The following is a 25,596-nucleotide window of genomic DNA, read 5'->3' as shown; positions in this document are numbered from 1 at the left end:
ATTTGGGCTTATGAAAGGAGTCAGTCATGGGAGTGGTTAGTTTATTTCGTGAAGCGCCGGAGGGGAGCATCACCACGCCAAAAGGCTTTCAGGCCGGCGGTCTGCATTGCGGTCTGAAGAAGACAACCCGCAACGACCTCGGCGCGATCCTCTGCGAAGTGCCGGCGGTCGCCGCGGCAGTTTATACGACGAACGTATTCCAGGCGGCGCCGCTGAAAGTGACGCGTGAGAGCGTCGCGTCCAGCGGGCAGCGCCTGCGGGCCGTCGTCGTCAACAGCGGCAACGCCAACGCGTGCACCGGCGCGCAAGGCGAAGCTGACGCCTACGCGATGCGCGCAGCGGCGGCGAAGGCGTTTGGGCTCGGCGAACACGAAGTCGCCGTAGCCTCCACCGGCGTCATCGGCGAATTGTTGCCGATGGACCGCGTCCATGCCGGCATCGAAGGATTGCCGGCGGCGCTGGCAGCGAACGGCGAGGGGGCCGAGCAGTTCTGCCAGGCGATTTTGACCACGGACCTCGTGAAGAAAGAGGTGTGCGTGAAGCTGGACGTGGACGGCCGCGAGGTAACGATCGCGGGGGCTGCCAAGGGTTCGGGCATGATTCACCCGAACATGGCCACGATGCTGGCGTTCGTCACGACGGACGCCGCTATTGAACCACAGGCGCTGCAAAGCCTGCTCGGGCAAACGACCGACGTGACGTTTAACATGATCACCGTCGACGGCGACACGAGCACGAACGACATGCTGTTAGCGATGGCGAGCGGGTTGGCCGGCAATCGGGAGCTGTCCCCCGGACACGCCGATTGGGACGCCTTCGCTGCGGCGTTCCGCCACGTGTGCGAGACGTTGGCCAAGGCGATTGCCCGCGACGGGGAAGGCGCAACCCGTCTCGTTGAGGTGACGGTCCAAGGCGCCGTAAGCGATAACTCGGCTCAGGCGATCGCAAAGACAATCGTCGGCTCGAGCCTTGTGAAGTCGGCGGTGTTTGGGGCCGATGCCAACTGGGGCCGCATCATTGCTGCGGTCGGCCGTGCAGGAGAGCCGGTCAATCCGGAGACGGTGGACATCAAGCTTGGCGACATCGTCGTGTTGGAGGGCTCACGTCCGGTTCCTTTCGATGAGGATGTGGCGCTTGCTTACCTGAAAGGCGACACGATCAACATCTCCGTTGACCTGCATAACGGCCAAGGCGAAGCCACCGCCTGGGGCTGCGATTTGACCTATGACTACGTCCGGATTAACGCGGCTTATCGCACTTAATTTGAATTCATATCCTAAATCATTTATCAGATGAGATGAACTCCGGAAAGGAGCAGGCAGACTAATGTTTGTGATGAAATGTGGCGGCAGCACGCTCGCGGAGCTGCCGAATTCTTTTTTTGCTGACTTGGTGAAGTTGCAAAAAGAAGGGGCCAACCCGGTGATCGTACACGGCGGCGGGCCAGCCATTTCGGAAAACCTTGGCAAGCTCGGAATTGAGAGCAAGTTCGTGGACGGGCTGCGTTACACGACGAATGAAGTCCTGGACGTCGTAGAAATGGTGCTGGCCGGCAGTATTAATAAGTTGATCGTGCGCCGCATCGCTCAGAACGGCGGGAAAGCGCTGGGCTTATCCGGTGTGGACGGCAGTTTGCTGCAGGCGAAGCCGGTTGCGAACAGCAAGGAAGTCGGATTCGTTGGGGATGTGACGGGTGTTAACGCGGATTTGATCCGCGGCGTACTGGACCTCGGTTACATTCCAGTCATTGCTCCCGTAGGTATTGGTGCAGACGGAGCGCAACGTTATAACATCAACGCGGACACGGCTGCAGGAGCGGTTGCATCGGCACTTGGGGTTTCGCGCATGATTGTTGTTACCGATGTGCCTGGGATTTTGAAAATGACGGGTACCGAAAGAAAAGTGCTCGATTCCATTACCGTACAGCAAATCGAGGATATGATCTCCACCGGGGAAATTTACGGCGGAATGATCCCGAAGGTGCGCGCCGCCGTGGCTTGCATCAGCGGCAGTGTCAAGGAAGCAGTGATTGTAGGCGGCAACGAGCCGGGTGTGCTTGGCAAAGTGCTGGCCGGGGGACGCATCGGTACCCGAATCGTGCGGATGGCGTAGCGAAGCGGCTGTCGGAAGGTTATATTAGTAATTAAGTAGATGGGAGTGGAAAAAACGATGGCGCAAAGTGATCTGAAAGAAGCAACAACGGCTCCGGGCACCGGAGCAAACGCCGTAGCAGCTGCGGCGGAAGGGAGCAGCCCCAGCGCGTTGTTCCCAAGTTATGCCCGGTACCCGATTCATTTGGTTAAAGGGAAAGGCAGCTGGCTGTGGGACGACAAAGGCAACCGCTACCTTGATTTCATGAGCGGTCTTGCGGTCGCCAACCTGGGGCATGCCCCGGAGAAGGTGGCGGCCAAGGTGAAGGCTCAGCTGGATGAGCTTTGGCATGTGAGCAACCTGTTCCATATTCCGCAGCAGGAAGCTGCAGCGCGGAAGCTGACCGAGATTAGCTGCGCGGACGTCGTTTTCTTCTGCAACAGCGGCGCCGAGGCGAATGAAGCGGCGATCAAGCTGGCGCGGCGCTACCATCAAAAGGTGAAGGGAACCAACCGCTTCGAGATTATTACGTTCAATCAATCCTTCCATGGGCGGACGTTGGCTACGCTGACCGCGACCGGTCAACAGAAGGTGAAGGACGGCTTCCTGCCGCTTCCAGAAGGCTTCAAGTCTGTACCTTTGCATGACCTGCCTGCCCTGAAAGCAGCGATTGGCCTACAAACGGCGGCAGTGATGCTGGAAATGGTGCAAGCCGAAGGCGGCGTGCACCCGGTGGATCCGGTGTTCGTGCAAGAGCTGTCCGAGCTGTGCAAGGAAGAGGGGCTGCTGCTCATCATCGACGAGGTCCAAACCGGCATGGGACGTACGGGCAAATGGTTTGCGCATCAGCATTACGGCATCGAGCCAGATATTTTTACATCGGCCAAAGGGATTGCCAGCGGCTTGCCCGCCGGGGCGATGCTGGCGAAAGCGTATTTGCGCGAAGCGTTCCCTCCGGGCAGCCATGCGTCTACATTTGGCGGCAATCCGATCGTGACGACAGCGATCATTGCCACACTGGAGACGATGCAGGAGGAGCGCATTCCGGAGCATGTGGCAGAGATGGGTGAATATTTGACGGGGCTCCTGAAGGAGACGTTTAAAGATGAGCCGTTTGTCCAAGAAGTGCGCGGCAAAGGCTTGCTGATCGGAATCCAATGCGCCGGACCGGTAGGCGACATCGTACTGCTGGGACAACAACATGGACTGCTGTTCGTCACCGCTGGCCCGGAGGTCATTCGTTTACTGCCGAACCTCAAGGTGTCGAAGGAAGAGATTGATCAGGCCGTAGCGATTTTGGCAGACGTCATCGCCGCTTATACTTCCAAGGAGGGGAACTAATCAATGACTTTGCTGGAACCATCCAAACGCAGCAGTATGAATTTGAACGGCCGCGATTTTATCGAGCTGACGGATTATTCGACTGACGAGATCCACTATTTGATCGATTTGGCGATTGAGCTCAAGCGCAAGCAGAAGAACGGCGAGGTGTACCAGCCGCTGCGGGGGAAAACCGTCGGATTGATTTTTGAAAAATCGTCAACGCGGACGCGGGTGTCCTTTGAAGTGGGGACGTATCAGTTGGGGGGCCATGCGCTTTTTCTCAGCAAAAATGATATCCAACTCGGACGCGGCGAAACAATCGCTGATACGGCGGGAGTCATGTCGCGCTACCTGGACGGGATCATGATCCGGACCTTCGGTCATGATAAGGTGGTCGATCTGGCCCGCTATGCTACCGTGCCGGTCATTAACGGACTGAGCGACTTGGCTCATCCGTGCCAGGTGCTGGCCGACTATCAGACGCTTTACGAGCATAAGGGCAAGCTGCAAGGCCTTAAACTGGCCTACGTGGGCGATGGCAACAACATGGCGCACTCGCTGATGATCGGCGGGGCGAAGCTGGGCGTTCACGTGTCCGTGGCCAGCCCGGAAGGGTATGAACCGGACCCGCAAATCGTTGCGGATGCGCAAGAAATCGCCAAAGCGACGGGCGCGGTTATTGAAGTGGTGCGCGATCCGAAGGCAGCGGTACAAGAAGCGGACGCCATTTACACCGACGTGTGGGCAAGCATGGGCTTTGAAGAAGAGCAGAAGATCCGCGAAGAGGCCTTCCGCAATTACCAGGTCGACGAGCAGCTGGCGCGGTATGCGAAGCCGGATTACGTCTTTATGCATTGCCTGCCGGCTCACCGGGGCGAGGAAGTCAGCGAAGGCGTGATCGACGGACCGCATTCGATTATTTTTGATCAGGCAGAGAACCGGTTGCATGCGCAGAAAGCGCTGATGGCCGCATTGATAGGATAAATTTTTCTTCGGGAGGACTAGGAATCATGGCAAAGGAAAAAATCGTACTGGCATACTCCGGGGGCCTGGATACGTCGGTCATTCTCAAGTGGTTAAAAGAAACATACGATGCCGAAATTATCGCGTTTACGGCTGATATCGGCCAGAAGGAAGAATTGGACGGGCTGGAAGCGAAGGCTTTGGCTACAGGCGCTTCGAAAGTATACATCGACGATCTGCGCGACGAGTTCGCCAAAGACTTCATCTATCCGATGTTCCAGGCGGGCGCTTTGTATGAAGGGCAATACCTGCTGGGTACCAGCATCGCCCGTCCGCTGATCGCCAAGCGCATGGTGGAAATCGCCCGCGCGGAAGGCGCAACGGCGATCGCCCACGGCGCTACCGGCAAAGGCAACGACCAAGTGCGCTTCGAGCTGGCGGCCGCGGCGTTGGCTCCGGAAATTCGCGTGATCGCCCCTTGGCGGTTGAGCGAGTTCCGCGATCGCTTCCCGGGACGCGCTGAAATGATCGCCTATGCAGAAGCGAATGGCATTCCAGTAACAGCCTCGGCAGCGAAGCCTTACTCGATGGACCGCAACCTGCTGCATATCAGCTATGAAAGCGGCGTGTTGGAAGATCCGTGGTTTGACGCATCCGCCCCGGAAAACAAAGACATGTACCTGCTCAGCGTGTCGCCGGAGGATGCCCCGAATCAACCGGAGTATCTGGAGCTGGAGTTCGAGCAAGGGAACTGCGTGGCCCTCAATGGCGAACGGTTGAGCCCGCTTGGGGTCATGGAGAAGCTGAATGAGCTGGGCGGCAAACATGGCATCGGCCGCGTCGACATGGTGGAGAACCGGTTTGTCGGCATGAAGAGCCGCGGGGTATATGAGACGCCGGGCGGAACGATTCTGTTCACGGCTCATCGCAAAATGGAATCGCTGACGATGGACCGCGAGGTCATGAACCTGCGCGACAGCCTGATCACCCGTTACAGCACGCTCGTCTACAACGGCTTCTGGTTTGCGCCGGAACGCTTGGCGCTGCAAGCGCTGGTGACGGAGAGCCAGAAGAATGTAACAGGTACGGTGCGCGTGAAGCTGTACAAAGGCAACATCATCGCCGCCGGCGTGAAGAGTCCAGTCAGCTTGTACAACCCGGATATCGCTACGATGGAGGCCGATCCTACGCAAGCGTACGACCAAGGCGACGCCACCGGCTTCATCCATCTGAACGCGCTGCGTCTGAAAGTTGGCGCGGGTGTGGCGCAAAACAGCGGCAAGTAAAGGGTGTACCCAAAATCTATTCGAAAAATCGAATACAATTCGCCGATTTTTAGCGATTAGACCCCAATGTGTATGAAATTTCGTATATAATTGAGCTTTTTGCGGGGATGAGGCGGGAATGTGTATGATTTTTCGAATAGAATCTACAATTTCGATGGTTCGCGAGGAAATGTAGTCGAAATTTCGAATACATTTCCTTCTGTTTCTGTTCTGAATTGATTGGAAATAGCAATCAAGTTTCGAGTTAAGGAGTGGGTCAGGTGAGCAAGCTGTGGGGTGGCCGCTTTACGAAGCAGACCAACCGTTTAGTTGAGGAGTATACCGCCTCCATCGGGTTTGATAAAGCGTTGGCGGAGGAGGATGTGCAAGGAAGTCTCGCGCATGTTACCATGCTGGGCAAATGCGGGATCTTGCCGGAAGAGGATGTCGAGAAGATCAAGGAAGGCCTGCATCAGGTTCTGCTGAAGATCCGCCGCGGCGAGATGGAATATTCCGTATCGGACGAAGACATCCATATGAACATAGAGAAGCAGTTGATCGACGAGGTGGGGCCGGTTGGCGGGAAGCTGCACACTGGGCGCAGCCGCAACGACCAGGTAGCGACGGACATGCACCTTTACCTGCGCAAGCGAGTGGTCGAGTTCGTGGGCCTGCTGCAGGAACTGCAGGAGGCGCTGCTGGGACAAGCCAAGGCGAACCTCGACACGATTGTGCCGGGCTATACCCATCTGCAGCGGGCGCAGCCGATCCTGTTTGCCCATCATTTGCTGGCATACGTGTCCATGTTCCAACGCGACATCGAGCGTCTGCAGGACAGCTATAAGCGGATAAATGTGCTGCCGCTGGGTGCAGGGGCGCTGGCTGGCACGACGTTCCCGATCGACCGTCATTTTGTAGCCGAGCAGCTGCATTTTGACGGGGTATATGAAAATAGTCTGGATGCCGTGAGCGACCGCGACTTTATCGTCGAGTTCCTTGCCAACGCCTCCATTCTGATGATGCATCTCTCGCGTCTCAGCGAGGAGCTCGTGCTGTGGAGCAGCACCGAATTCCGCTTCATCGAGCTGGATGATGCGTTCTGTACAGGCAGCAGCATTATGCCGCAGAAGAAAAATCCGGACGTTCCGGAACTGGTCCGCGGCAAAACCGGCCGAGTCTACGGCAACCTGATGGGCCTGTTAACCGTACTGAAGTCGCTGCCGCTGGCATACAACAAGGACATGCAGGAGGACAAGGAAGGCATGTTCGACACTGTTGCCACGCTGCAAGGAGCGCTGCAGCTATTCGCACCGATGATCGCCACGATGAAAGTGAACAAGGAGCGGATGCGCGAGGCGGTCAACCAGGACTTCTCCAACGCCACCGACATTGCCGACTTCCTGGCAAACAAAGGTCTGCCGTTCCGTCAGGCGCATGAGGTCATCGGCAAAACCGTCCTTTACTGCATTCAAAACGGCAAATACCTGCTGGATCTGACATTAGACGAGTTCAAGCAGTTTTCGCCATTGTTTGACGATACCATTTATGACGTGCTCCAGCCGGAGACGGTCGTGAATGCCCGTAACGTATACGGCGGGACAGCGACCGCTCAAGTGACGGCCGCCATTGAACGTGCAGAGAGCAAGCTGGAAGCGGGCCGCCAATGGACGCAAGAGTATCTGGAAAAAAGTAAATAAGCGATTAGCCAATTCGCAGGCAGAGCTCGGAGACAGCCTTCGTCGATAGACGAACGGCTGTTTTTTTTATTTACCTTGCTTCGACGCCCTCGAGAGGGCGCCTTCTGTACATTTTGAATTTTATGGAAATTACATAAAAATTTCAGAAAACTATAAAGAATTCGTCGTTTTTTGTCGAAAGATAGTAATAACTTATCTTGCCAAGCCTTTTATTTTGGTGCATTGACTCAGACTGAAGCAACATTGGCGCGGTTTTGTAGTTGATCAACCCTTGGCAGACAACAAGAAGCACAGGATGCCCATTACAAAATAAAAGGAGAAGAACGACGATGAAAAAAAGATGGATGCAGATTCGACAATTGTTGGAGGTCCGTACACTACGCAACCGGATGCTCATCATTTTTGCCGTACTGCTGGCGGTCCCTAATCTGGCGACCTCTTACTCCAGCTATACCCGCGCCAGCGAACAGTTACATGAACAAATGGATGACAACACCCGATCGAGCGTAAATCTGTTGAATGATACGATTAACCATATCGTGGAGGCAGAGGTTCGCAACGTGGAGCAGCTGGTGCAGCAAATCGATTCCGCCCAGGTGGATGCCAAATCTCCGGAGCTGCGGAAACTCATTGACCTCTTCGTAGAAAAACATCCAGAGCTAGAGAATCTGGTAGTTGGCAATCAGAACGGAGCGTGGATGAAAGCCCCCGATCCTGGCAAACAGGACTATGACCCGCGCAAACGGGATTGGTATATCACCTCCATGGAAAACCCGGAGGAAACCGTAATCATTGATCCGTTCGTATCGGCGACGACCGGCAATTTTAATCTTTATATCAGCCGCGCGTTAAAAGACCATCAAGGAGCGATCACGGTCGCCCTGGACCTGGCAAAACTGAATGCGGACGTCAGCAGCATTCACTTGGGGGAACGCGGGTATATTTATATCTTGGACCGTTCGAACAAGTTCGTCTCGCATCCGACCAAAACGGTTGGTGAAGAGGCTTCAGGTGAACATCTGGCGAAAATCCATGAGGCGGAGTCGGGCTATTTGACGTATACCGATCCAGAAACCGGGAAGGAAGAAAGCGCGTTTTTTACGACCAACCCACTGACCGGGTTTAAAATCGTTGGGGTTCTGGATGTGCAGGAATTCCGCGACGCCTCGAAGCCGATCATGTGGACCTCCCTTATGGTTCTAGGTGTCTCCATGATCATTGCGGGCGTCCTGCTCATCCTAACGATCTTGAGCATCACGCGTCCGATCGAGCAGCTCAATCGCTCGGCTAAACGGGTGAGTGAAGGTTACCTGAACGAGGATGTCATCACGAAGCGCAAGGATGAGATTGGGGAGTTGGCTGCGAACTACAACGGCATGTTGGCTTCCCTGCGGGGAATGGTACGAGAGATGTCAGGAACGGCGGGCCAGTTGACCGCTTCCAGCGAAGAATTAAATGCGAGTACCGAGCAGAACGCCAAGGCGGTTGAACATGTTGCCCAGCTGGTGTCGGATGCCTCGGATCATGCGGAGAAACAAGCCGCTGCTTCGTTAGAAAGTGCCAAAACGATGGATGAAATGTCTCAAGGCATCCGAAAAATCGCGGACGCGTCCGGCCTGATCGTCGAGTCTTCATTGCAAACGGTGGAGGAGGTTCGAGAAGGCAGTGGGAAGGTGAATCTGGTCGGTTTGCAAATGGATGAGATTCGCCGGTCGACGCTGGAATCGGCGGATATCCTGCAACAGATGAATGAGCTCAGCGGACAGGTTGCCGGAATGAGCAGTGCGATTACGGAGATTGCCAACCAAACCAATCTGTTGGCGCTTAACGCAGCGATCGAAGCGGCTCGGGCTGGCGAGGAAGGACGCGGCTTCGCGGTGGTAGCGGGCGAAGTGCGTAAACTGGCGGAACAGTCTGGAGCGACAGCGGAAATGATTCAACGGACTATCGGACAGATGACCGAACTTACGAGCAAGGCCTACGAAGTCATGAATCATAAGGTGAATACGAATGTCGAGCGGGGAAGAGCCGTAACCGAGGAAGCGCAAACGGCCTTCCAAGCGATCGAGCGGTCTACGCAGCGGATATCGGCGCAAATTCATGAAGTGTCGGCCATCACGCAGCAAATGTCGGCGAGTGCCGATCAAATCGCTCACGCAGTTGAACAAATCGCAGCAACCTCGGCCAGCAGCATGGAGGGCCTGCAAGAGGTGACGGCGGCAACCCAGGAACAGCTGGCGTCCATGGAGGAGATCTCCTCCGCCTCAGAAGGCTTGGCTCGGATGGCCGCAGATATGCATGCGCAGATCGATCGGTTTAAGCTATAAGAGGTCAAAATAGAATCTATGCCGTTCATGCCCCTAGTCACAGTTCGTGGCGAGGGGCTTTTTTTCGTTTGAGATTTCCACCCTGAGCCGGGCGCATAAATCCGCCCCGAGACGGATGGAGAAGATCCGAGGGTCGATTAAGATGAATAGCAGCAACGACTTGGATCGATCTCCATTCACGCCTGCTTTACAACGTAACAATGTTATGTTACGCTGTTTGTGCAATGAAAGGAGCATGACAATGAGTGAGGATTTGATTTCCAAAAAGGAATTGCTGGATCTGACAGGCATTTCGTATGGACAGTTGTATCGCTGGAAGCGCAAGAACCTGATCCCGGAACAGTGGTTTATCCGTAAATCGTCTTTTACCGGGCAAGAAACGTATTTTCCAAGGGAAAAAATCCTGCAGCGCATTGACCGCATTCTGGGCATGAAGGACGATTTATCGCTGGATGCGCTGGCGGATGTCTTCTCAGGGAGTCCGAAGGATATCCGTTTAAGCGCGGATGAACTACTGGAACGAAACATTGTTACATCTACATCGTTGAACTTATATATGGAGACTACAGAGAAGAAAGAGGCGCAGCCGAACTTTGGCTTCGATCAGATGTTAATCGTCTACGTGCTCGATAAGCTGCTGCAAAGCGGGGATATTTCCCTCGAGGAAGGGCGTTTATTGGTTCAGGCGCTTGAGGACCATTTACCAGGCTTGGCTGGGAAGGAATGCGGCGTACATCTCATCCGTAAAATGGGGGTGGCTGCCTTTATCCTGGTGCCGGAGGATGGGGAGATTTTTGTTGACCGCAGTGTCCGGACGATCGTTCGGTTATCGCTGGCGCGCTGCACAGAGGAATTAAAACTATTGGTGAGCGGGAGTGAAGGATGATGGCGGAACGAAGCGTTAAGGATTTGAAAATTAACGGTGTAGGTCAGGCATCCGGCGGCGTGTACCGTGAAATCCAGACGGAGGGCATTGCCACATTAAACGGGGACATTATCTGCGAAGTCTTGGAAGCCAACGGGACGCTGAAAATCAAAGGAACGATCCAAGCTGGCCAAATGAGCTTCAACGGCACTGGTTCCTCGGAGGGGTTGCTGCAGGGCGGCAAAATCGAGCTGGACGGAATGTTGAAGGTCCGCCAAGATGTGCGATTCACCTCGCTGCATGTCCAAGGAATGCTCCAATCCAAAGGCTCTGTGATTGGTGAGACGGCGAAGGTGGACGGCGCTTTGAAGCTGGACGGCAATGCTGAATTTGAAACCGCGGAGGTGGACGGCCAGCTTCAGGTTGGCGGGATGCTGAATGCGGGAAATCTGAAGCTGGATTTGGAGGGTCCTTGCCATGCGAAGGAAATCGGCGGGGAAGTGATTGTGGTTCGCCAGCGCAAAGGCAAACGTCTGTTGGATTACATCTCTCCCATGTGGGCTTCGCGGTTGACGGTCGATGTAATCGAGGGAGATGACATTCGGCTGGAGGGGACGAAGGCGGAAGTGGTGCGCGGTAACTCGGTTGTGATTGGACCGGGCTGCGAAATTGGCCGCGTGGAGTATAAGGAACACTATGAGGTTTCACCGCAGGCTTCGGTTGGGCGCGCGGAACAGAAATAACGACTCATCACTCAGGAGGGATTGAGGATGGCTGAACAAGTTATGCAAGACCGCAGCGCCGATTTGAAGATCGTTGGCAACGGGACATCAAACGGCGGGGTTTTTAATAAAGTGAAAATTGTCGGCGAAGGCGAAATCAATGGAGATGTGAATTGCCGCAGCTTGAATTGTACCGGAACGCTGGAGGTGGACGGAGGCTTGCGTGCCGAGACCGTCAAGGCGACTGGCACGATTGAGGTTACCGGGCCGATGCGCGGAGAAGAGCTGCATCTTACCGGCACCCTTAACGTCCGAGGCGGGCTTCAAGCAGGCCGAGCCAAGCTGAATGGGGAGCTTCGCATTGATGGCGGCATCGCAGGAGAGGAGATTGGGCTGTTTGGAAGCTGCGAGTTGAATGGTGACTGTCAGGCCGAACGGTTGCGCCTCAAGGGGGCGATTCAAACCCAAGGCACGATCAATGCCGAGCGGGTGGAGATTGGGATGTTCGGCCGCAGCGAAGCGGGGGAAATTGTCGGCGGGCACATCCGCATCGCTCCGCACCCGACCTGGAAGTGGGTATCGCTGTTTAAGCAATGGGGCACACCGGCGTTGCAGGCAAGGGTGATTGAAGGGGATGTCATTCGCCTGGAAAATACCGTAGCCGATGTCGTGCGCGGCGGGGATGTCCATATTGGTCCGGGCTGTCGGATCCGACTCGTGGAATATACAAAGCACTATCATCAAGACCCGCACAGCGAGGTGGGGGAGCACTTGAACGTTTGGAGGAATGAATAAGATGAACACGCAAAAAAGCAGCCGTCTCGGCTTCGTGGTTGCCGGTCTGCTGCTCGGCATCTTAATGTCCGCCATGGACAATACGATCGTGTCTACGGCAATGGCCACGATCGTGTCCGAGCTCGGTGGACTGGATAAATACGTATGGGTGACCTCCGCATACATGGTCGCGGAAATGGCGGCGATGCCGATCTTCGGTAAGCTGTCCGATATGTATGGGCGGAAACGTTTCTTTGTTTTTGGCATAGCATTGTTCTTGTTAGGGTCTATTCTCTGTGGTACGGCTGACACCATTGTACAGCTCAGCATCTACCGTGCGATCCAAGGGATCGGGGGCGGGGCATTGATGCCCATCGCTTTTGCCATCGTGTTTGATGTGTTCCCGGTGGAGAAACGCGGTGCCATGGGCGGTTTGTTTGGCGTCGTCTTCGGGATCTCCAGCCTGGCCGGCCCGTTGCTTGGGGCATTTATTACCGACCATCTGAACTGGCGCTGGAATTTCTACATCAATATCCCGCTGGGGATCGTCGCTTTGTTCCTGATCTTGGCTTTTTACCGGGAATCGGCCGTTCACTCCAAACAACGCATCGATTGGTGGGGGGCAGTAACCTTGATTGGTGCAGTGGTTGCCCTGATGTTTGCCTTGGAACTGGGCGGGCAGTTGTACGCCTGGGATTCCGGACAGATCCTTGGCCTGTTTGCGGCGTTTGCCGTGCTGTTTACGATTTTTCTGCTGGTAGAACGTAAGGCGGAGGAGCCGATCATCTCCTTCGCGATGTTCCGGAAGCGGCTGTTTGCCAGCAGCAATCTCGCCGGGTTGTTCTACGGTGCGGCCTTTATCGCAGCTTCGGTGTACATTCCCTTGTTCGTACAAGGGGTCACGGGCGGTACAGCCACCAATTCCGGCTTGATCCTGCTGCCGATGACGCTGAGCTCCGTAGTTGCTTCTCAAGTCGGGGGCTTTCTCGTGCAGCGCACCAGTTTCCGTAACGTGATGATCTTATCGGCTGTTATTTTTATCGTGGGGATTGCATTGCTGGCGACAATTACGCCGGACACGACCAAGACGTTGCTGTCGATTTATATGGCCACCGCAGGTTTTGGCGTCGGGTTCTCCTTCTCTGTACTGGGGATGTCGGCCATTCAGGACTTTGGACCTTCGCAGCGGGGAGCCGCCAGCTCGACGATGTCGTTCATTCGCTCGCTGGGGATGACGGTGGGGATTACGATTTTTGGGATCGTGCAACGCAACTTGTTCGCCAATCGGTTAAGTGAATCGTTATCCGGCATGGGCGGCGGAGCCGAAGGGCTTCCATCCCTGGATGATCCTCGGACGCTCCTGGCTTCGGAAGCACGTAAAGCCATTCCGGCACCGGTCCTGGAGCAGATTGTAACGGATCTGTCGAAGTCGATTACCACGATGTTTTGGTGGACGCTGGTGCCAGCTGTTCTGGCTTTGATCACGGTATGTTTTATGGGCCATGCCAAAATGAGCGGGTTTGGGCCTAATGCGGCGAGTCGTACTGAAAAGAAGCCGGTGGTTTCGGAGTGAGATATATCCAGATTCAAGGGAATCAAAGAAACAATTGACATCCCTACAGTTCATATGGATAATCTATAGTTTATCCTGAGCAATAATGAGGTGTTTACGTGAAAAGTAATGAGTCACAGGCTTTGCCTTCCGGGAGCTTGTTCCGGAACAGGTTCTACCAGACGATCCTGATCTCTAACCTGTTCTTGCAGATTGGGATCTGGGTCCGTAACTTTGCGATTCTGATGTTTGTCACTGACCAGACCAATAACGATCCGCTGGCGATTTCGCTCATTTCCGTCGTGGAGTTTGCGCCGATCTTCGTGTTCTCATTCATCGGAGGGGCATTTGCGGATCGCTGGAAGCCGAAGCGGACGATGATCTGGTGCGACTTCCTGTCCGCGGTGTCGGTCTTCGCCGTACTGCTGACGTTGCTGTACGGTTCGTGGGAAGCGGTTTATTTTGCCACCTTTATCTCGGCCATTTTGTCGCAGTTCTCGCAGCCGTCAGTTATGAAGCTGTTTAAGCAGCATGTCCATCCGGATAAAGTGCAGCAAGGGATGGCGTTGTTCCAGTCGTTGGTCGCTATTTTCATGGTGATTGGGCCGTCGCTGGGGATTTACTCCTATCATCAATTTGGGATTTACATCTCGATTGGCGTGATGGGCGTGGCTTTCCTGCTCTCCGCTTTGGTGCTGTTCCGGCTGCCGGCGGATGCGGAGCCAGAGGAGAAACAGGAGAAAACCTCCAATATTCGCAAGGAACTGGCGGACGGCTTCCGCTATGTATGGCGTAGTCCGGTACTGAAGGTATTGGGCGCCACGTTTGCCATTGCTGGCTTCTCGGTTGGGATTATTCAGACGCTGGGGTTGTTTGTCGTCACCGAACGTTTGGGTCAACCTAAGGAATTTCTGCAATTTTTGCTGGCGGTGAACGGGGTAGCGATGTTGATTGGCGGCGGTGTAATTATGGGCTTAGCCAAAAAAATCCCGCCTCAAATGCTGTTAGCCTTCGGGATGGCGGTCAGCGCTGTCTGTATCGTGGGCATGGGGCTGTCGACCAGCGTTCCGTTGACGTTGGCATTGCAGTTCCTGAACGGATTGACATTCCCTTGCATCCAGATCGGAATCAACACGATGATCCTGCAATGGACGGAGCAATCCTATGTCGGCCGCGTCAATGGCGTACTTAGCCCGATGTTTATGGGCATGATGGTCATCATGATGTCGGTGTCCGGCGTGTTGAAGACGTTCTTCCCGCTTGTTGGCATTTACGCGGTATCCGGCACCATCATGCTGCTGGGCGCGATGATCCTAGTCCCGATCTTCAAGCACAAGCCGGCGGTGCAGCCACAGCCGCAGCCGCATCTGGAAGGTCAGCCAACGAGCTGAGGTTGGCAATAAATGAAAAAGCTGTCCCTTTGGGGCCTAATTGAGGGCCTCGGGGACAGCTTTTTTGAGTTGTGGCTTGGGGCTTGCATCTCCTTTAGCGTGCATCAACATCTCCCTTGCGCCCTGCGGCATAGCCAAAGAGGGCGGTTATGATCGAAACACCGGTGATCACAGCAAGCGGGGTGTCCCAATTGCCGCTAAGATCGTGGAGATAGCCAAACAGCGTTGGCCCAAAAGCAGCCAAGATATAACCAATCGATTGAGCCATGCCAGATAGAGCACTGGCCTGCTCCGTTGTGCGCGAGCGCAGCGAGAAGAACACGATCGCCAGACCAAAGGTGGAGCCGGAACCAACCCCAAGCAGAAGGATAAAGAGTGGAGCTAACGAGACCGATCCGGCCCAGATGCCGCCAAAACCTATCACGCATAACGCAGCGGAGGCGGCGGTCAGCCACTTCTGGTTGTCCGATCGCGCGGCGAACAGCGGCATTAAGAAGGAGCCGGCCATACTGACTAACTGCATCAGCGATAACATCCAACCGGCTTGTTCGGCATTCATCCCGCGCTCCTGCAGGATGTCCGGCAGCCACGAAATGCTGACGTAAAACAGGATCGACTGGAAGCCCATAAACATCGTCACCAGCCAGGCAACCCGTGAACGCCAAATACGAAGGCGCGAGCCGGAAGCTTGGCTCAGATCGGACTGCGGGCGTGCCGTAGTGTTGGTTACTTCACCCTCCGGGGTGGCGGAGCGGCCCGCAACGGTTGCTTTGTTCAGGTTCTGGCCAGCTTCGGTGCGTTTTGGCAACAGCGGCAGCCAGACCAAGCTGGCGATCGCCGTCAACACCACCCAAATGGTTAATGCGCCACGCCACCCCAGTGGACCTTGGGACAGCGGTACACTGATCCCGGAGGAAATCGCCGCCCAGAAAGTCAAGCACGTGGTGAACAGGCTGGTCATCAAACCGACTTGCTGCGGGAAGTCGCGTTTGATCAACCCAGGCAGCAGCACGTTACAGACCGCGATCGCGATGCCGATCAACGCGGTGCCGGCAAACAGCGCAGCAACGGACGGCAGAGAGCGGACGAGGATGCCGCCGGTCATCAGGACCATGCTGTAGAACAGCGTCCGCTCGATCCCAAGCTTTGCGGACAAGCCGGGTGCAGCCAGCGCAAACACCGCGAAGGCGATCAGCGGCAGTGTCGTCAGCATGCCCGACATCGCGTGCGACAAGCCCGTGGCCGCCTCGATTTCGCCAATGAGGGCGCCTACACCGGTGATGGGCGACCGCAAGGCAGCGGCGGTCAGAAGCACGGCGGTGACCAGTAGCCATACTGAGGTGCGGCGCGTTTGATCGAAGTCTGGGTTAGAGGCGGACACGATCGTTTTATTCATCTATAAGGAAGCCTCCTTCTTACATCGACGAAATCAGCAACAAGAGCGGTGCTCTTGAAGTTGATACCCTAGTTTGGAGACGCTGCGAATTATTTTATGCAGTAAATTTATGAGGAACGTTTGTGGCAGGTCTCAGATGCAGTCCAGTATACTTCAAGTTTACATCGTGCGGCAAATTTTGGGTGATTGGTCACCTGTTCCAGTTGGAGAAGTATATGGAAGAATATGGCGAGCATGTGGTATAATAATGAGTAAATCACAAAACAAATATAGAGCCGTGAAGCACACGCCTTTTGTTGTTGGACGATGTAGTTGTCTCGTCCGTCGACGGAAGGCGTTTTATTTTTCCATTGGAGGAGGTTGGTTGGATGGGATTTCAGGAGACGTATGCGCAGTGGATCAGCGATCATTTGGGACGCCGGCAAGGGGAGAGAGAACGAAGATTGAGGGAGGGGCATGGGTATGCGGAAAAGGCATTTGTCGAAAAAGTATGGTGGCCCGCTTTCGGGCATTTTCGGCAGCTTCATCCTGAATATGAGGTGACCGATTTTAAAGACGGATACCGCTATCTTGACTTTGCTTACCTACGTTCCGGAATTAAGCTTGCCATTGAAATCGACGGATATGGCCCGCATCTGCGCGGGATCAGCCGGGATCGCTTCTCCGACCAATGTCGGCGGCAAAACGACTTGATTCTGGATGGTTGGAAGGTGCTGCGATTTACATACGATGACGTCAGCGAGAACCCGCGTTACTGTCAGCAAACATTGCAGCAGTTTATGGGAAGGTGGCTGGGGGAGGCGGATTCTTTGTTGCAGGCCAACTACCATGAGAGGGAGCTGCTTCGTCAGTTCCTTCGCGCGGGGAGACCTTTAACACCGGGGGACATCTGTCACATGATGGGAGTGGAAAGCAAAACAGCTCGCAAATGGCTAAGACAACTGTCTGAGAAACAGTGGATCCAACCTGCCAGCGGCAGCGTACGCGTTCGTTCCTATCGACTTTCGCTCGACGCCGAGCGTCTTCTTTTGTAACTCGAATGGAGAATAGCGCCCTTTTGTGGTCTTATTTGACTCGCCCAGACAATTTCCGGGGAAATAACGGTAAATAATGTCCTTATCATTAAGGAAACGTCGCATTAAGCATGAGTTTAGGCTTCATATCGTAAAATAACGCCACAATTTTCCCTTATCTCGGTGAAGTGGCGTGAAATTGACGAAATAAGGTCCATTTTTACCGTTATCGCCCGGGTTAGAAGGGAGAGGGGAGCGGCAAGGCCTCCTCCCCGCGATGCTCATCGAAAATTCGGACCGGTGACGCCGTCCTCTAAGATCTGTTTGGGTAGGTTATCCGAAGACGTTCCGCCGTTAGAATTCCCCGATCCACTTGTGCCGCCTTGCCCCCCGGATCCTGTACCACCGCTTTGACTACCGCGGTTACCACTTCCGTTGCTCCCACGGTTGCCGCCACCGCTCCCCGTATCTCCGCTATTGCTGCCCCCAGTCGAACCAGCTTTGACTTCACGCACCGCGATGACGTTGGGTTGTGCCGGATAGGTATCTTTGGAGAGTAACGTGCGCTCAACGGTCTTGCCGTCCACTTTCTTGATGCGGTATGTCTCCACGACATATCCTTGCTTTCCACGCACGAGCACTTGCTGGCTGCCCGCAGGCAAGGAGCGGTTGATCACATACTTGTTGGGCGGGGAAATGACTTCGGTTGTACGGGACTCCAGCGTGTAACTCACGTTCTCCGGCATATCGCCAAAAAGCTTAACAGTTAGTTGACCGTTTTTCACCTCGGCGCGGATGAGGAGATGGTGGCCGGAGGTGTTTTGGAAGCGGAAGTTGATGTAGCCTTTGGCGAACGTGGCGTCTTGACCTTTGGGCAAGTATTTGACCGGAAGGGAATGGTTGCGTCGCTCCACGATGGTCAGCCCGGCACGAACCGCTGCATTGTAGAGCGTACTCGAGACCTGGCAAATGCCGCCTCCTACCCCAGGGGTCAGCCGCCCTCCAAAAATGACCGGCGCCTCCCGGAAGCCGTACGTCTTCTCCGCATATTCAATGACTTCACCATAGTCGAAAATTTCGTCCGGAGCCAGTACCATCCCGTCGATGCTGCGAGCCGCCGCGTCCACGTTATGCACCCGTCCGGCCCCGCTAGTCATCAGGCTCGTGGAGAACTGGACGATTTTGCGGCGGATGCCTTCTTTTTTCAGCCGTTCCACCGTGATTTCAGGCTCTACTGTCTTGAGCGGCACGGTAAATTGAAAGGTGGGAAGCTGCTTCGACAACGGGTTTGGGGTTGGTTCATGCCATGAATTTTTCTCCAAACGGCGTACTTCTTCTCCAAGCTGCTTCGGCACCATCTCCAACAAACGATCCCAGTCGATGCGCTGCACGGCCGTTCCCGGCAAATAGCGAATTTGGTCTTGAGGAGTAATCGTCCGCACAGCGTTCACCGGGGAGCCGAATCGATTCTTTTCCCATTCAGGGGAAAACACCGTCTGCAGCTTCTGCGGATCGAAGGTGATGGTGAGCGTCCACTGCCGATGAAAACTTCTTCTCGCCACTCCTCGTTCCCATAAGGAGCCCTCTTCCAGCCGTTGCACCTCTTCGCGAAAAGCTTCTGCATCAAACGTAACCCCGGCTTCCGCCCAGGTGAGGGTTTTCGTGCTGCCGTCGACCGTAAACACAGCTTGCTTACGGTTTAATGCGGCGATCTCCTGGTCAAGGAGCCGCAGCGCTTCATCGCGCTGGCGCCGACCCAGATCCAATCCGGCCACAACGGTGCCCGCAGGCAGGGTGTCCTGTGAGACATAGAGTGTGAGCGCTCCCCAACTTGCGGCGCCGAGAAGCCCAACGCAGAGGAATATAGCTGCCAAATGTTTCTTTTTCATAGCCGTCTCCTTTAGGCCGCAGCCCTTGAGATTCATAGAAAAGAACCTTGTACAACTATATGTATGATCAAACAGCTGGAAACTTTCGGGTACTCAAGTGGTAACATCTTTGTTACAATAAATATCGGACTTCAAGGAATTTCCTCAACTTTTAAAGGATTTGGCTGGAACATGTCGAATGTAAGATAGGGCCACCTATAGAAACGGAATCATAGATTTAGGACGTGATCAAGTGATAGAAATGCAGGATGTCTGGAAGACATATCCGAACGGTACCCACGCCCTTAAAGGCGTTTCGGTCAAGATCGACCGTAATGAATTCGTGTATTTGGTTGGTCCCTCCGGCGCAGGGAAATCGACTTTTATGAAGCTGATTTACCGGGAAGAAGTGCCCACCAAGGGGCAGATTTCTGTGAACGGCTTTAACATTGGCAAGCTAAAACCTCGCAAAATTCCCTATGTGCGCCGAAATATCGGGGTGATTTTCCAGGACTTTCGTCTGCTCCCGAAGCTAACGGCTTACGAGAACGTGGCGTTTGCTTTGGAGGTGATCGAAGCCCCGAAGAAGATTATTAAGAAACGCGTAATGGAAGTGCTCGACCTGGTCGGGCTGAAAAATAAAGCAAACCGCGATCCATCCCAACTATCCGGCGGTGAGCAACAGCGGGTGGCGATCGCTCGAGCGATCGTCAATAATCCTTCCGTCATTATTGCGGACGAGCCTACGGGGAATCTCGATCCTGAGACCTCCTGGGGGATTATGCAGCTGCTGGACGAAATCAACTTCCGAGGCACTACAATCGTTATGGCTACCCACAACAAAGAGATTGTCAATACGATGCGCAAACGCGTCATCGCGATTGAACACGGCAATATCGTGCGAGACCAGCTGAGAGGGGAATATGGTTATGACTATTAGCACCTTCTTGCGGCATTTGCGGGAAGGCGCAAAGAGCGTGTTCCGCAACGGTTGGATGTCGGTGGCGTCCATCACCTCGATCATCGTATCGTTGCTGATCTTAGGCGTGTTCACCTTGCTAGTGCTGAACGTCAATGCGTTTGCCGATGAGGCGGACAGCCAGGTACAGATCAAAGCATACCTCAACTCAGATGTGACCGAAGCCGTACGCGACCAGATCTATAACGATATCGGCTCCATGGAAGAAGTCAGCAAAGTGAAACTGATTCCTAAAGCCGAAGGCCTCAAGGATTTCCGGGAGAAGCTCGGCGAGGAAGGCAAGGATCTGCTGGAAGGGTACGACGAGACGACGAACCCGATTCCTGATACGTTTGAGGTTCAGGTCATTGAACCTACTACGGTGCCTTACGTAGCCAGCAAGATTAATGCCCTGAACGATAAATACGAAGAGAAGCCGATCTATAAGGTTAACTACGGACAAGGTACGGTGGAAAAGTTATTTAAAATCACCCGGGCGATCCGCAATATCGGATTTGCCTTTGTAGCGGGTCTTGCCCTGATGGCGATGTTCCTCATCTCCAATACGATCCGGGTTACGATCTTAGCCCGTCGCCGGGAGATTGGCATCATGAAGCTGGTGGGCGCGACGAATACCTTTATACGCTGGCCGTTCTTCGTAGAAGGCGCACTCATAGGTTTGATCGGTTCTTTGATCACCGTTGGCGTGCTGTTCTTTAGTTATAACGAGCTGGTGACCTCGGTCAAATCCGACGTGACGCTGGCTATTCAACTGGTGCCGCTGCAAGATATCGGTCTGGAACTAGGCGGATTGCTGGTTGGCTTAGGACTTTTGATTGGCATTTGGGGAAGTACGATGTCGATTCGGAAGTTCTTGAAGGTGTAGCACATTGCAATCAAAAGCCGAGGTCTTCTTATATCTAGAAGAGTCGAACTTTTAACTACCTTATACAAGAAGGATGGGGAAACGAAGTTGAAGAAATGGATAACCACACTCACCGTTGTCGCATTAGCCGCTTTGATTTTCCAACCTACTGAAGGCTTCGCCAAGACCAAAACCATCAGCCAGATTGACAAAGAGCTGAAGCAGCTTCAGGAGCAGGCTAAGCAAGCCAAAGCGCAGCAGGAGAAAGCCGAGAGTCAGAAGCAGGAAGCGCAGCATTACGTCAATAAAAACACCAACTATCTGAAGCAATTAATGAGTCAGATTGAGGTTGTCAGCAATGAGTTAACGAAAATCTCCCTCGAAATTGAGGAAACGGAAGAGGATCTGCGTGAAACCGCGCAAAAATTGGACGAGACCCAGGCGCGAATTGAAGAGCGATCCCACTTGCTCGACACTCGCGTTCGGTTGATGTATACGGATGGCGTCGTTTCCTATTTAGATGTGCTGCTGTCCTCTACCAGCTTCACCGATTTTCTTGAGCGCGCGGACTCCCTCCAAGCGATTGCCAATCAAGACCATATCCTGTTGGACGAGCATAAACGGGATAAGGAACTGATTGAGCAACAGAAGCAACAACTGGAGCAGGATTATGCCAAAGTGAAGCAGCTTTATGCGGATGCCGAGTCGCGGAAGAGCGATCTGGAAGCAAAGGAGATCGAGAAGCAGCAGTTGATTGCGAAATACAACGCGGAGATCGAGGAATCCGAAGATATCAGCGCGGAGCAAGAAGCGCTCCTGGTTGAGCTGGCGAAGAAACGGTCGGCGTTGGAACAAGAGAAGAACAAGCTGAAGGCTGCACAAGTATACAAATATAAGAAGACTTCGTCCGGTTCCGGCGGATTTAAGGGGAACGGAGGTTCCTTTGGATTGCCGGTGGATGGTGCACGCATCTCTTCCGGCTACGGTACGCGTATCCATCCAATTACGGGTGTGAAGAAGACCCATACAGGTGTGGATTTCGCAGCACCGCAAGGTACGGACATTCATGCTGCCCAGGACGGCGTCGTCATCGTTGCAGAATGGTGGAGCGGCTACGGCAACACGGTCATCATCGACCACGGTGACAACGTATGGACGCTTTACGGCCATATTCGCAACGGCGGGATTAAGGTTGAGAAAGGCCAGCACGTGAAGAAAGGCGAAAAAATTGCCGAAGTCGGAAGCACGGGCAATTCCACCGGTCCTCACTGTCACTTCGAAGTCCGGATCAACGGTAACCCGGTAGACCCAATGCCTTATTTGTAATAAAATAACTATAGTGTTCGAGCGAAAACGGATACCGCCTCTTTGGGGCAGGGTCCGTTTTCACCGTTAGATTGGGTTATTAGCACCGAGAAGGTTGGATGAAGCTAGAGACTGAGTAGCGGAGCGTAGGCAGAACCTACGTGAGCAACGGAAGGCTCGGCTGAATTCAAGATTCGACGTGGACTAGGCTGCTTGAAAGTGCATCGTGATAAGAAGCCAATTTTAAATCCACCTTAAATTGTAAATATTTCTCATGGGTGGAACATATACTATGTGACGTTCAATTCGGACGTGCCGGGCACGCCGCCCGGTGATGTTCATTTTTTCGGAGGCGGTGATCAAGGATGTTTAAAGGTCGTACGGTAGCCCTGCTCGTTGTCGCAGCCATGCTGGTCAGCAGCTTGTTGACGTTAACGCTGACGGGGGAATGGAGCTTTGCCGGAACGGGACCGCTGCGCAGCGGAAGTTATGCCGACACGGCCGGCACCGGCTCGAAGCAAAATATCAAAAAAATCGAGACGGCGCTGCAGCTCGTCCAAAAAAACTACGTCGAGGACGTGGATACGAACAAGTTAATTGATGGTGCGATCGACGGGATGATGAATGCGCTGGGGGATCCTTTCTCCTCGTACATGGCCCCGGATACGGCGCAGCAATTCTCGGAGCAGATTGAGGGTTCTTTTACCGGAATTGGGGCAGAGGTGTCCATGGAGAACGGCAATGTCGTGGTCGTTTCCCCAATCAAGGGCTCTCCTGCTGAAAAAGCCGGCATTCAACCGAAGGATATCCTGTTGTCGGTGAATGGGGAGTCATTCGAGGGGCTGAGCCTAAATGAGGCAGTGGCCAAAATTCGCGGCCCGAAAGGCACCGTTGCGAAGGTGAAGGTCAAACGCGCTGGCGTCGCCAATACGCTGGAATTCGAGATTGTCCGCGATGACATTGCACTGGAAACGGTCTATGCTGAGATGAAGGATGGCAAAATCGGGGTTATTACGGTGACCGAGTTTTCGCTGAATACGGCGGATCGTTTCAAGAAGGAGCTGGAAAACCTCGAGAAACAAGGCATGAAAGGCCTGATCATCGATGTGCGCAACAACCCGGGCGGGGTGCTGGACGTCGTCGAGGCGATGTCCGAACAGTTCGTGCCGGCAGGGAAAGCCATCGTCCAAATCGAGGATAAATATAAACGCCGGCAGCAATCGGTTTCCAAAGGAAGCGGGAAGTCCTACCCGGTCGTTGTGTTGACCAACAAGGGCAGCGCCAGCGCCTCGGAAATTCTGGCCGGTGCTCTCCAGGAATCTGCAGGAGCGAAGCTGGTTGGTGAGACAACTTACGGTAAAGGAACGGTGCAATCCAGCTACAGTCAGGAAATGGGCGACGGCAGCATGCTGAAGATCACCATTGCCAAATGGCTGACGCCAAACGGCGAATGGATCCATAAGAAGGGGATTAAGCCGGATGTTGAGGTGTCCCAGCCGGATTATTTTATGGTAGCACCCATCAATAAGGAAAAAACGTACAAATACGATATGCTCGGTGAGGATATCAAAAGCGCTCAAACGATGCTGGACGGACTCGGATACAATCCGGGTCGGAAAGACGGATATTTCGATAAAAGCACCGAGAAGGCGCTGAAAAAGTTCCAGACGGACCAGAAGCTTACGGCAAACGGCGTGCTGGACGAGAAAACCGCCGGGGCTTTGGAAGCCAGCATCATCCAACAAATCCGCGATCCGAAAAACGACTTGCAGTTAAATCGCGCACTCGAGATTATGCGGAAGGAAATTGCGAAGTGAATGTCGAATCCCTAAGAGGGCTGAAATGCGGCCCTCTTTTTTTCTGATTTTCGTTGGAGTACATAGGTGAACTGATCATTACTCCTAGGGATAGATGACAAGCTTGAACTTGTACACCAAAAAAGGAGCGTGAATACCTCTTGGATCTCATTCTCGAAGGATTGTGGAGTCTGGCGGAAGCGGGGGCGCAGCTGTTGTTGCAGCCGTTCTACTATATCTCGATTATCGTCATCCTGCTGCTCTATCGCAGACAGGTTGTGCTGGAACGCCGTCTGTTTCATGTTCGCCTGCACCGCTGGGGCTTGCAGACTTGGCAAACCGCTCTTGGCGGGCTGCTGGCGGGGCTGGCGGTTTCCGTCGTCTTCGTCTTCCTTGGAATGAATTTGACGATGGAGGGAATGCTCTGCCTTTGGGTGGTTACGCTGGTGCTGATGCTGTTCCGCATCCGCTATTTATGTCTCGCTTACGCTGTGGGTGTGCTGGGTGTCCTCCAGTTTGTATTCCATCTGATCCCGGATCCTGCAGAGGCCCCGGTTCTGAGCGATGTTGTTCGTGTCGTCCGGGAGCTGGATATTCCGGCATTGCTTTGTCTGGTCGGCTTGCTGCATTTGGCCGAAGGATTGTTGGTTCGTTGGCAGGGGGCTTCGTTTGCGGGGCCGTTGTTTTTTGAAGGAAAAAGAGGCAAGCTGATCGGCGGGTATCAAATGCAAAGCTTGTGGCCGGTGCCGCTGTTCTTGCTCGTCCCGGCGCAGACGTTAGGCGGGGTTCTGCCGTGGACGCCGTTGTTTGGCGGAGATGCCTGGCAAGACGGCTTTAGCTTGATCGGGCTGCCGATCGTGCTTGGATTCTCGGAGATGACGCTGGGGATGCTGCCTCAGGATAAAGCGCGCGTTTCGTCCAGCCGCCTACTGGGGTATGGTGCGGTGATCACCGTGCTGGCGTTGCTCGCGGCGTGGTGGAGCCCGCTGATGCTGGTAGCCGCCATCGCGGCGTTTGGGTTGCACGAAGCGTTGATTTGGCTGAGCCGTTACGAGGAGCAGCAACGCAGCCCGATGTTTGTCCATCCACAAGGGGGACTGAAGGTGCTGGCGGTGCTGCCGGGCAGTCCGGCGGAAGAGTTGGGCATCCGGGCCGGCGAATCGATCGTGAAGGTCAACGGGGTGCCGGTGCCTACGAAGGAAGATCTGCATGCGGCGCTGCGGATCAACCCGGCTTTCTGCAAGCTGGAGGTACGGAATCTCGCGGGCGAGAGTAAATTCCTCCAGCGCGCCATCTACGCCGGCGATCACCACCAGCTCGGCGCGATTCTCGCGCCGGACGAGCTGGCGCCGGCGGCGGTAAGGCTGCAGCCGCTCTCGCTGCTGCAGCTGCTGCGCCCGCGCGCGAGCGCCCGTGCGGCGCGGG

20 protein-coding genes are annotated in these 25,596 nt (G+C 54.5%); 18 read left to right on the top strand and 2 right to left on the bottom strand.

The window, feature by feature from the left end; all coding sequences use genetic code 11:
- Positions 1 to 26 precede the first annotated feature (26 nt).
- The 12 genes from argJ (at position 27) to PBA01S_RS11335 (ending at position 14,970) form a co-directional block, all read left to right on the top strand.
- Positions 27 to 1,262: a bifunctional glutamate N-acetyltransferase/amino-acid acetyltransferase ArgJ gene (gene argJ, locus PBA01S_RS11390; protein WP_028538127.1), complete on the top strand. Its 1,236-nt coding sequence runs from the start codon at positions 27 to 29 to the stop codon at positions 1,260 to 1,262.
- A gap of 64 nt (positions 1,263 to 1,326) precedes the next feature.
- Entirely contained in the window at positions 1,327 to 2,112 is a 786-nt protein-coding gene (argB, locus tag PBA01S_RS11385) for an acetylglutamate kinase (protein ID WP_028538126.1), read from the top strand.
- 57 nt (positions 2,113 to 2,169) lie between these two features.
- Positions 2,170 to 3,432 carry an acetylornithine transaminase gene (gene argD, locus PBA01S_RS11380; RefSeq protein ID WP_028538125.1) on the top strand — a complete coding sequence of 421 codons (1,263 nt, stop codon included), beginning with the start codon at positions 2,170 to 2,172 and terminating at the stop codon, positions 3,430 to 3,432.
- Positions 3,433 to 3,435: 3 nt separating this feature from the next.
- A complete protein-coding gene (argF, locus tag PBA01S_RS11375; RefSeq protein WP_028538124.1) occupies positions 3,436 to 4,398 on the top strand; it encodes an ornithine carbamoyltransferase in 963 nt (320 codons plus the stop codon).
- A 26-nt stretch (positions 4,399 to 4,424) separates the two neighbouring features.
- A complete protein-coding gene (locus PBA01S_RS11370) occupies positions 4,425 to 5,663 on the top strand; it encodes an argininosuccinate synthase (protein WP_028538123.1) in 1,239 nt (412 codons plus the stop codon).
- A gap of 260 nt (positions 5,664 to 5,923) precedes the next feature.
- The gene (gene argH, locus PBA01S_RS11365) at positions 5,924 to 7,339 is read left to right on the top strand and encodes an argininosuccinate lyase (protein ID WP_028538122.1); all 1,416 of its coding nucleotides are present in this window, start codon (positions 5,924 to 5,926) and stop codon (positions 7,337 to 7,339) included.
- Between the two features lie 329 nt (positions 7,340 to 7,668).
- Entirely contained in the window at positions 7,669 to 9,666 is a 1,998-nt protein-coding gene (locus PBA01S_RS11360; RefSeq protein WP_085170107.1) for a methyl-accepting chemotaxis protein, read from the top strand.
- 241 nt (positions 9,667 to 9,907) lie between these two features.
- Entirely contained in the window at positions 9,908 to 10,552 is a 645-nt protein-coding gene (locus tag PBA01S_RS11355; protein ID WP_127576019.1) for a YhbD family protein, read from the top strand.
- Positions 10,552 to 11,274, top strand: coding sequence for a cell shape determination protein CcmA (locus tag PBA01S_RS11350; RefSeq protein WP_127576018.1), 723 nt, complete (start codon positions 10,552 to 10,554; stop codon positions 11,272 to 11,274). Before PBA01S_RS11355 ends, PBA01S_RS11350 begins: the two co-directional genes overlap by 1 nt.
- A 27-nt stretch (positions 11,275 to 11,301) precedes the next feature.
- Positions 11,302 to 12,048, top strand: coding sequence for a hypothetical protein (locus PBA01S_RS11345; RefSeq protein ID WP_127576017.1), 747 nt, complete (start codon positions 11,302 to 11,304; stop codon positions 12,046 to 12,048).
- 1 nt (position 12,049) lies between these two features.
- Positions 12,050 to 13,600, top strand: coding sequence for an MDR family MFS transporter (locus PBA01S_RS11340; protein ID WP_127576016.1), 1,551 nt, complete (start codon positions 12,050 to 12,052; stop codon positions 13,598 to 13,600).
- A gap of 98 nt (positions 13,601 to 13,698) precedes the next feature.
- Entirely contained in the window at positions 13,699 to 14,970 is a 1,272-nt protein-coding gene (locus PBA01S_RS11335) for an MFS transporter (RefSeq protein WP_028538117.1), read from the top strand.
- A gap of 94 nt (positions 14,971 to 15,064) precedes the next feature.
- Here PBA01S_RS11335 and PBA01S_RS11330 read toward each other — a convergent pair whose 3' ends face one another.
- Positions 15,065 to 16,366 (bottom strand): CynX/NimT family MFS transporter, encoded by a 1,302-nt coding sequence (locus PBA01S_RS11330; RefSeq protein WP_127576015.1) that lies wholly within the window; start codon positions 16,364 to 16,366, stop codon positions 15,065 to 15,067.
- A gap of 368 nt (positions 16,367 to 16,734) precedes the next feature.
- Between PBA01S_RS11330 and PBA01S_RS11325 the strand changes: the two genes are divergently transcribed.
- Complete coding sequence (locus PBA01S_RS11325; RefSeq protein WP_028538115.1) at positions 16,735 to 17,400, top strand: PDDEXK family nuclease; 666 nt, start codon at positions 16,735 to 16,737, stop codon at positions 17,398 to 17,400.
- 260 nt (positions 17,401 to 17,660) lie between these two features.
- Here the strand turns inward: PBA01S_RS11325 and PBA01S_RS11320 are convergent, their stop codons facing one another.
- On the bottom strand, positions 17,661 to 19,268 hold the full coding sequence (locus tag PBA01S_RS11320) for a VanW family protein (protein WP_255315344.1): 1,608 nt from the start codon (positions 19,266 to 19,268) through the stop codon (positions 17,661 to 17,663).
- A 232-nt stretch (positions 19,269 to 19,500) separates the two neighbouring features.
- Here PBA01S_RS11320 and ftsE point away from each other — a divergent pair, with 232 nt between their 5' ends.
- The 5 genes from ftsE to PBA01S_RS11295 form a co-directional block, all read left to right on the top strand.
- The gene (gene ftsE, locus PBA01S_RS11315; RefSeq protein WP_009225387.1) at positions 19,501 to 20,187 is read left to right on the top strand and encodes a cell division ATP-binding protein FtsE; all 687 of its coding nucleotides are present in this window, start codon (positions 19,501 to 19,503) and stop codon (positions 20,185 to 20,187) included.
- A complete protein-coding gene (ftsX, locus tag PBA01S_RS11310; protein WP_036625958.1) occupies positions 20,177 to 21,091 on the top strand; it encodes a permease-like cell division protein FtsX in 915 nt (304 codons plus the stop codon). The genes ftsE and ftsX overlap by 11 nt, the downstream gene beginning before the upstream one ends.
- An 87-nt stretch (positions 21,092 to 21,178) precedes the next feature.
- Positions 21,179 to 22,396 carry a murein hydrolase activator EnvC family protein gene (locus PBA01S_RS11305; RefSeq protein WP_028538113.1) on the top strand — a complete coding sequence of 406 codons (1,218 nt, stop codon included), beginning with the start codon at positions 21,179 to 21,181 and terminating at the stop codon, positions 22,394 to 22,396.
- Positions 22,397 to 22,740: 344 nt separating this feature from the next.
- Positions 22,741 to 24,192 (top strand): S41 family peptidase, encoded by a 1,452-nt coding sequence (locus tag PBA01S_RS11300; protein WP_085278207.1) that lies wholly within the window; start codon positions 22,741 to 22,743, stop codon positions 24,190 to 24,192.
- Between the two features lie 140 nt (positions 24,193 to 24,332).
- The coding region (locus PBA01S_RS11295; protein ID WP_164744147.1) for a PDZ domain-containing protein at positions 24,333 to 25,596 on the top strand (1,264 nt) is incomplete at its 3' end.

It is taken from the genome of Paenibacillus barengoltzii NBRC 101215 (assembly GCF_004000745.1).
GTDB classification, from domain to species: Bacteria; Bacillota; Bacilli; order Paenibacillales; family Paenibacillaceae; genus Fontibacillus; species Fontibacillus barengoltzii.
This window is presented reverse-complemented; position numbering and strand designations above follow the sequence as displayed.

Bases quoted from the DNA above. Each gene is read 5' to 3' on its own strand.
- argJ (WP_028538127.1), top strand. From the start codon at position 27: ATGGGAGTGGTTAGTTTATTTCGTGAAGCGCCGGAGGGGAGCATCACC.
- argB (WP_028538126.1), top strand. From the start codon at position 1,327: ATGTTTGTGATGAAATGTGGCGGCAGCACGCTCGCGGAGCTGCCGAAT.
- argD (WP_028538125.1), top strand. From the start codon at position 2,170: ATGGCGCAAAGTGATCTGAAAGAAGCAACAACGGCTCCGGGCACCGGA.
- argF (WP_028538124.1), top strand. From the start codon at position 3,436: ATGACTTTGCTGGAACCATCCAAACGCAGCAGTATGAATTTGAACGGC.
- PBA01S_RS11370 (WP_028538123.1), top strand. From the start codon at position 4,425: ATGGCAAAGGAAAAAATCGTACTGGCATACTCCGGGGGCCTGGATACG.
- PBA01S_RS11360 (WP_085170107.1), top strand. From the start codon at position 7,669: ATGAAAAAAAGATGGATGCAGATTCGACAATTGTTGGAGGTCCGTACA.
- PBA01S_RS11355 (WP_127576019.1), top strand. From the start codon at position 9,908: ATGAGTGAGGATTTGATTTCCAAAAAGGAATTGCTGGATCTGACAGGC.
- PBA01S_RS11350 (WP_127576018.1), top strand. From the start codon at position 10,552: ATGGCGGAACGAAGCGTTAAGGATTTGAAAATTAACGGTGTAGGTCAG.
- PBA01S_RS11345 (WP_127576017.1), top strand. From the start codon at position 11,302: ATGGCTGAACAAGTTATGCAAGACCGCAGCGCCGATTTGAAGATCGTT.
- PBA01S_RS11340 (WP_127576016.1), top strand. From the start codon at position 12,050: ATGAACACGCAAAAAAGCAGCCGTCTCGGCTTCGTGGTTGCCGGTCTG.
- PBA01S_RS11330 (WP_127576015.1), bottom strand. From the start codon at position 16,366: ATGAATAAAACGATCGTGTCCGCCTCTAACCCAGACTTCGATCAAACG.
- PBA01S_RS11325 (WP_028538115.1), top strand. From the start codon at position 16,735: ATGGGATTTCAGGAGACGTATGCGCAGTGGATCAGCGATCATTTGGGA.
- PBA01S_RS11320 (WP_255315344.1), bottom strand. From the start codon at position 19,268: ATGAAAAAGAAACATTTGGCAGCTATATTCCTCTGCGTTGGGCTTCTC.
- ftsX (WP_036625958.1), top strand. From the start codon at position 20,177: ATGACTATTAGCACCTTCTTGCGGCATTTGCGGGAAGGCGCAAAGAGC.
- PBA01S_RS11300 (WP_085278207.1), top strand. From the start codon at position 22,741: ATGTTTAAAGGTCGTACGGTAGCCCTGCTCGTTGTCGCAGCCATGCTG.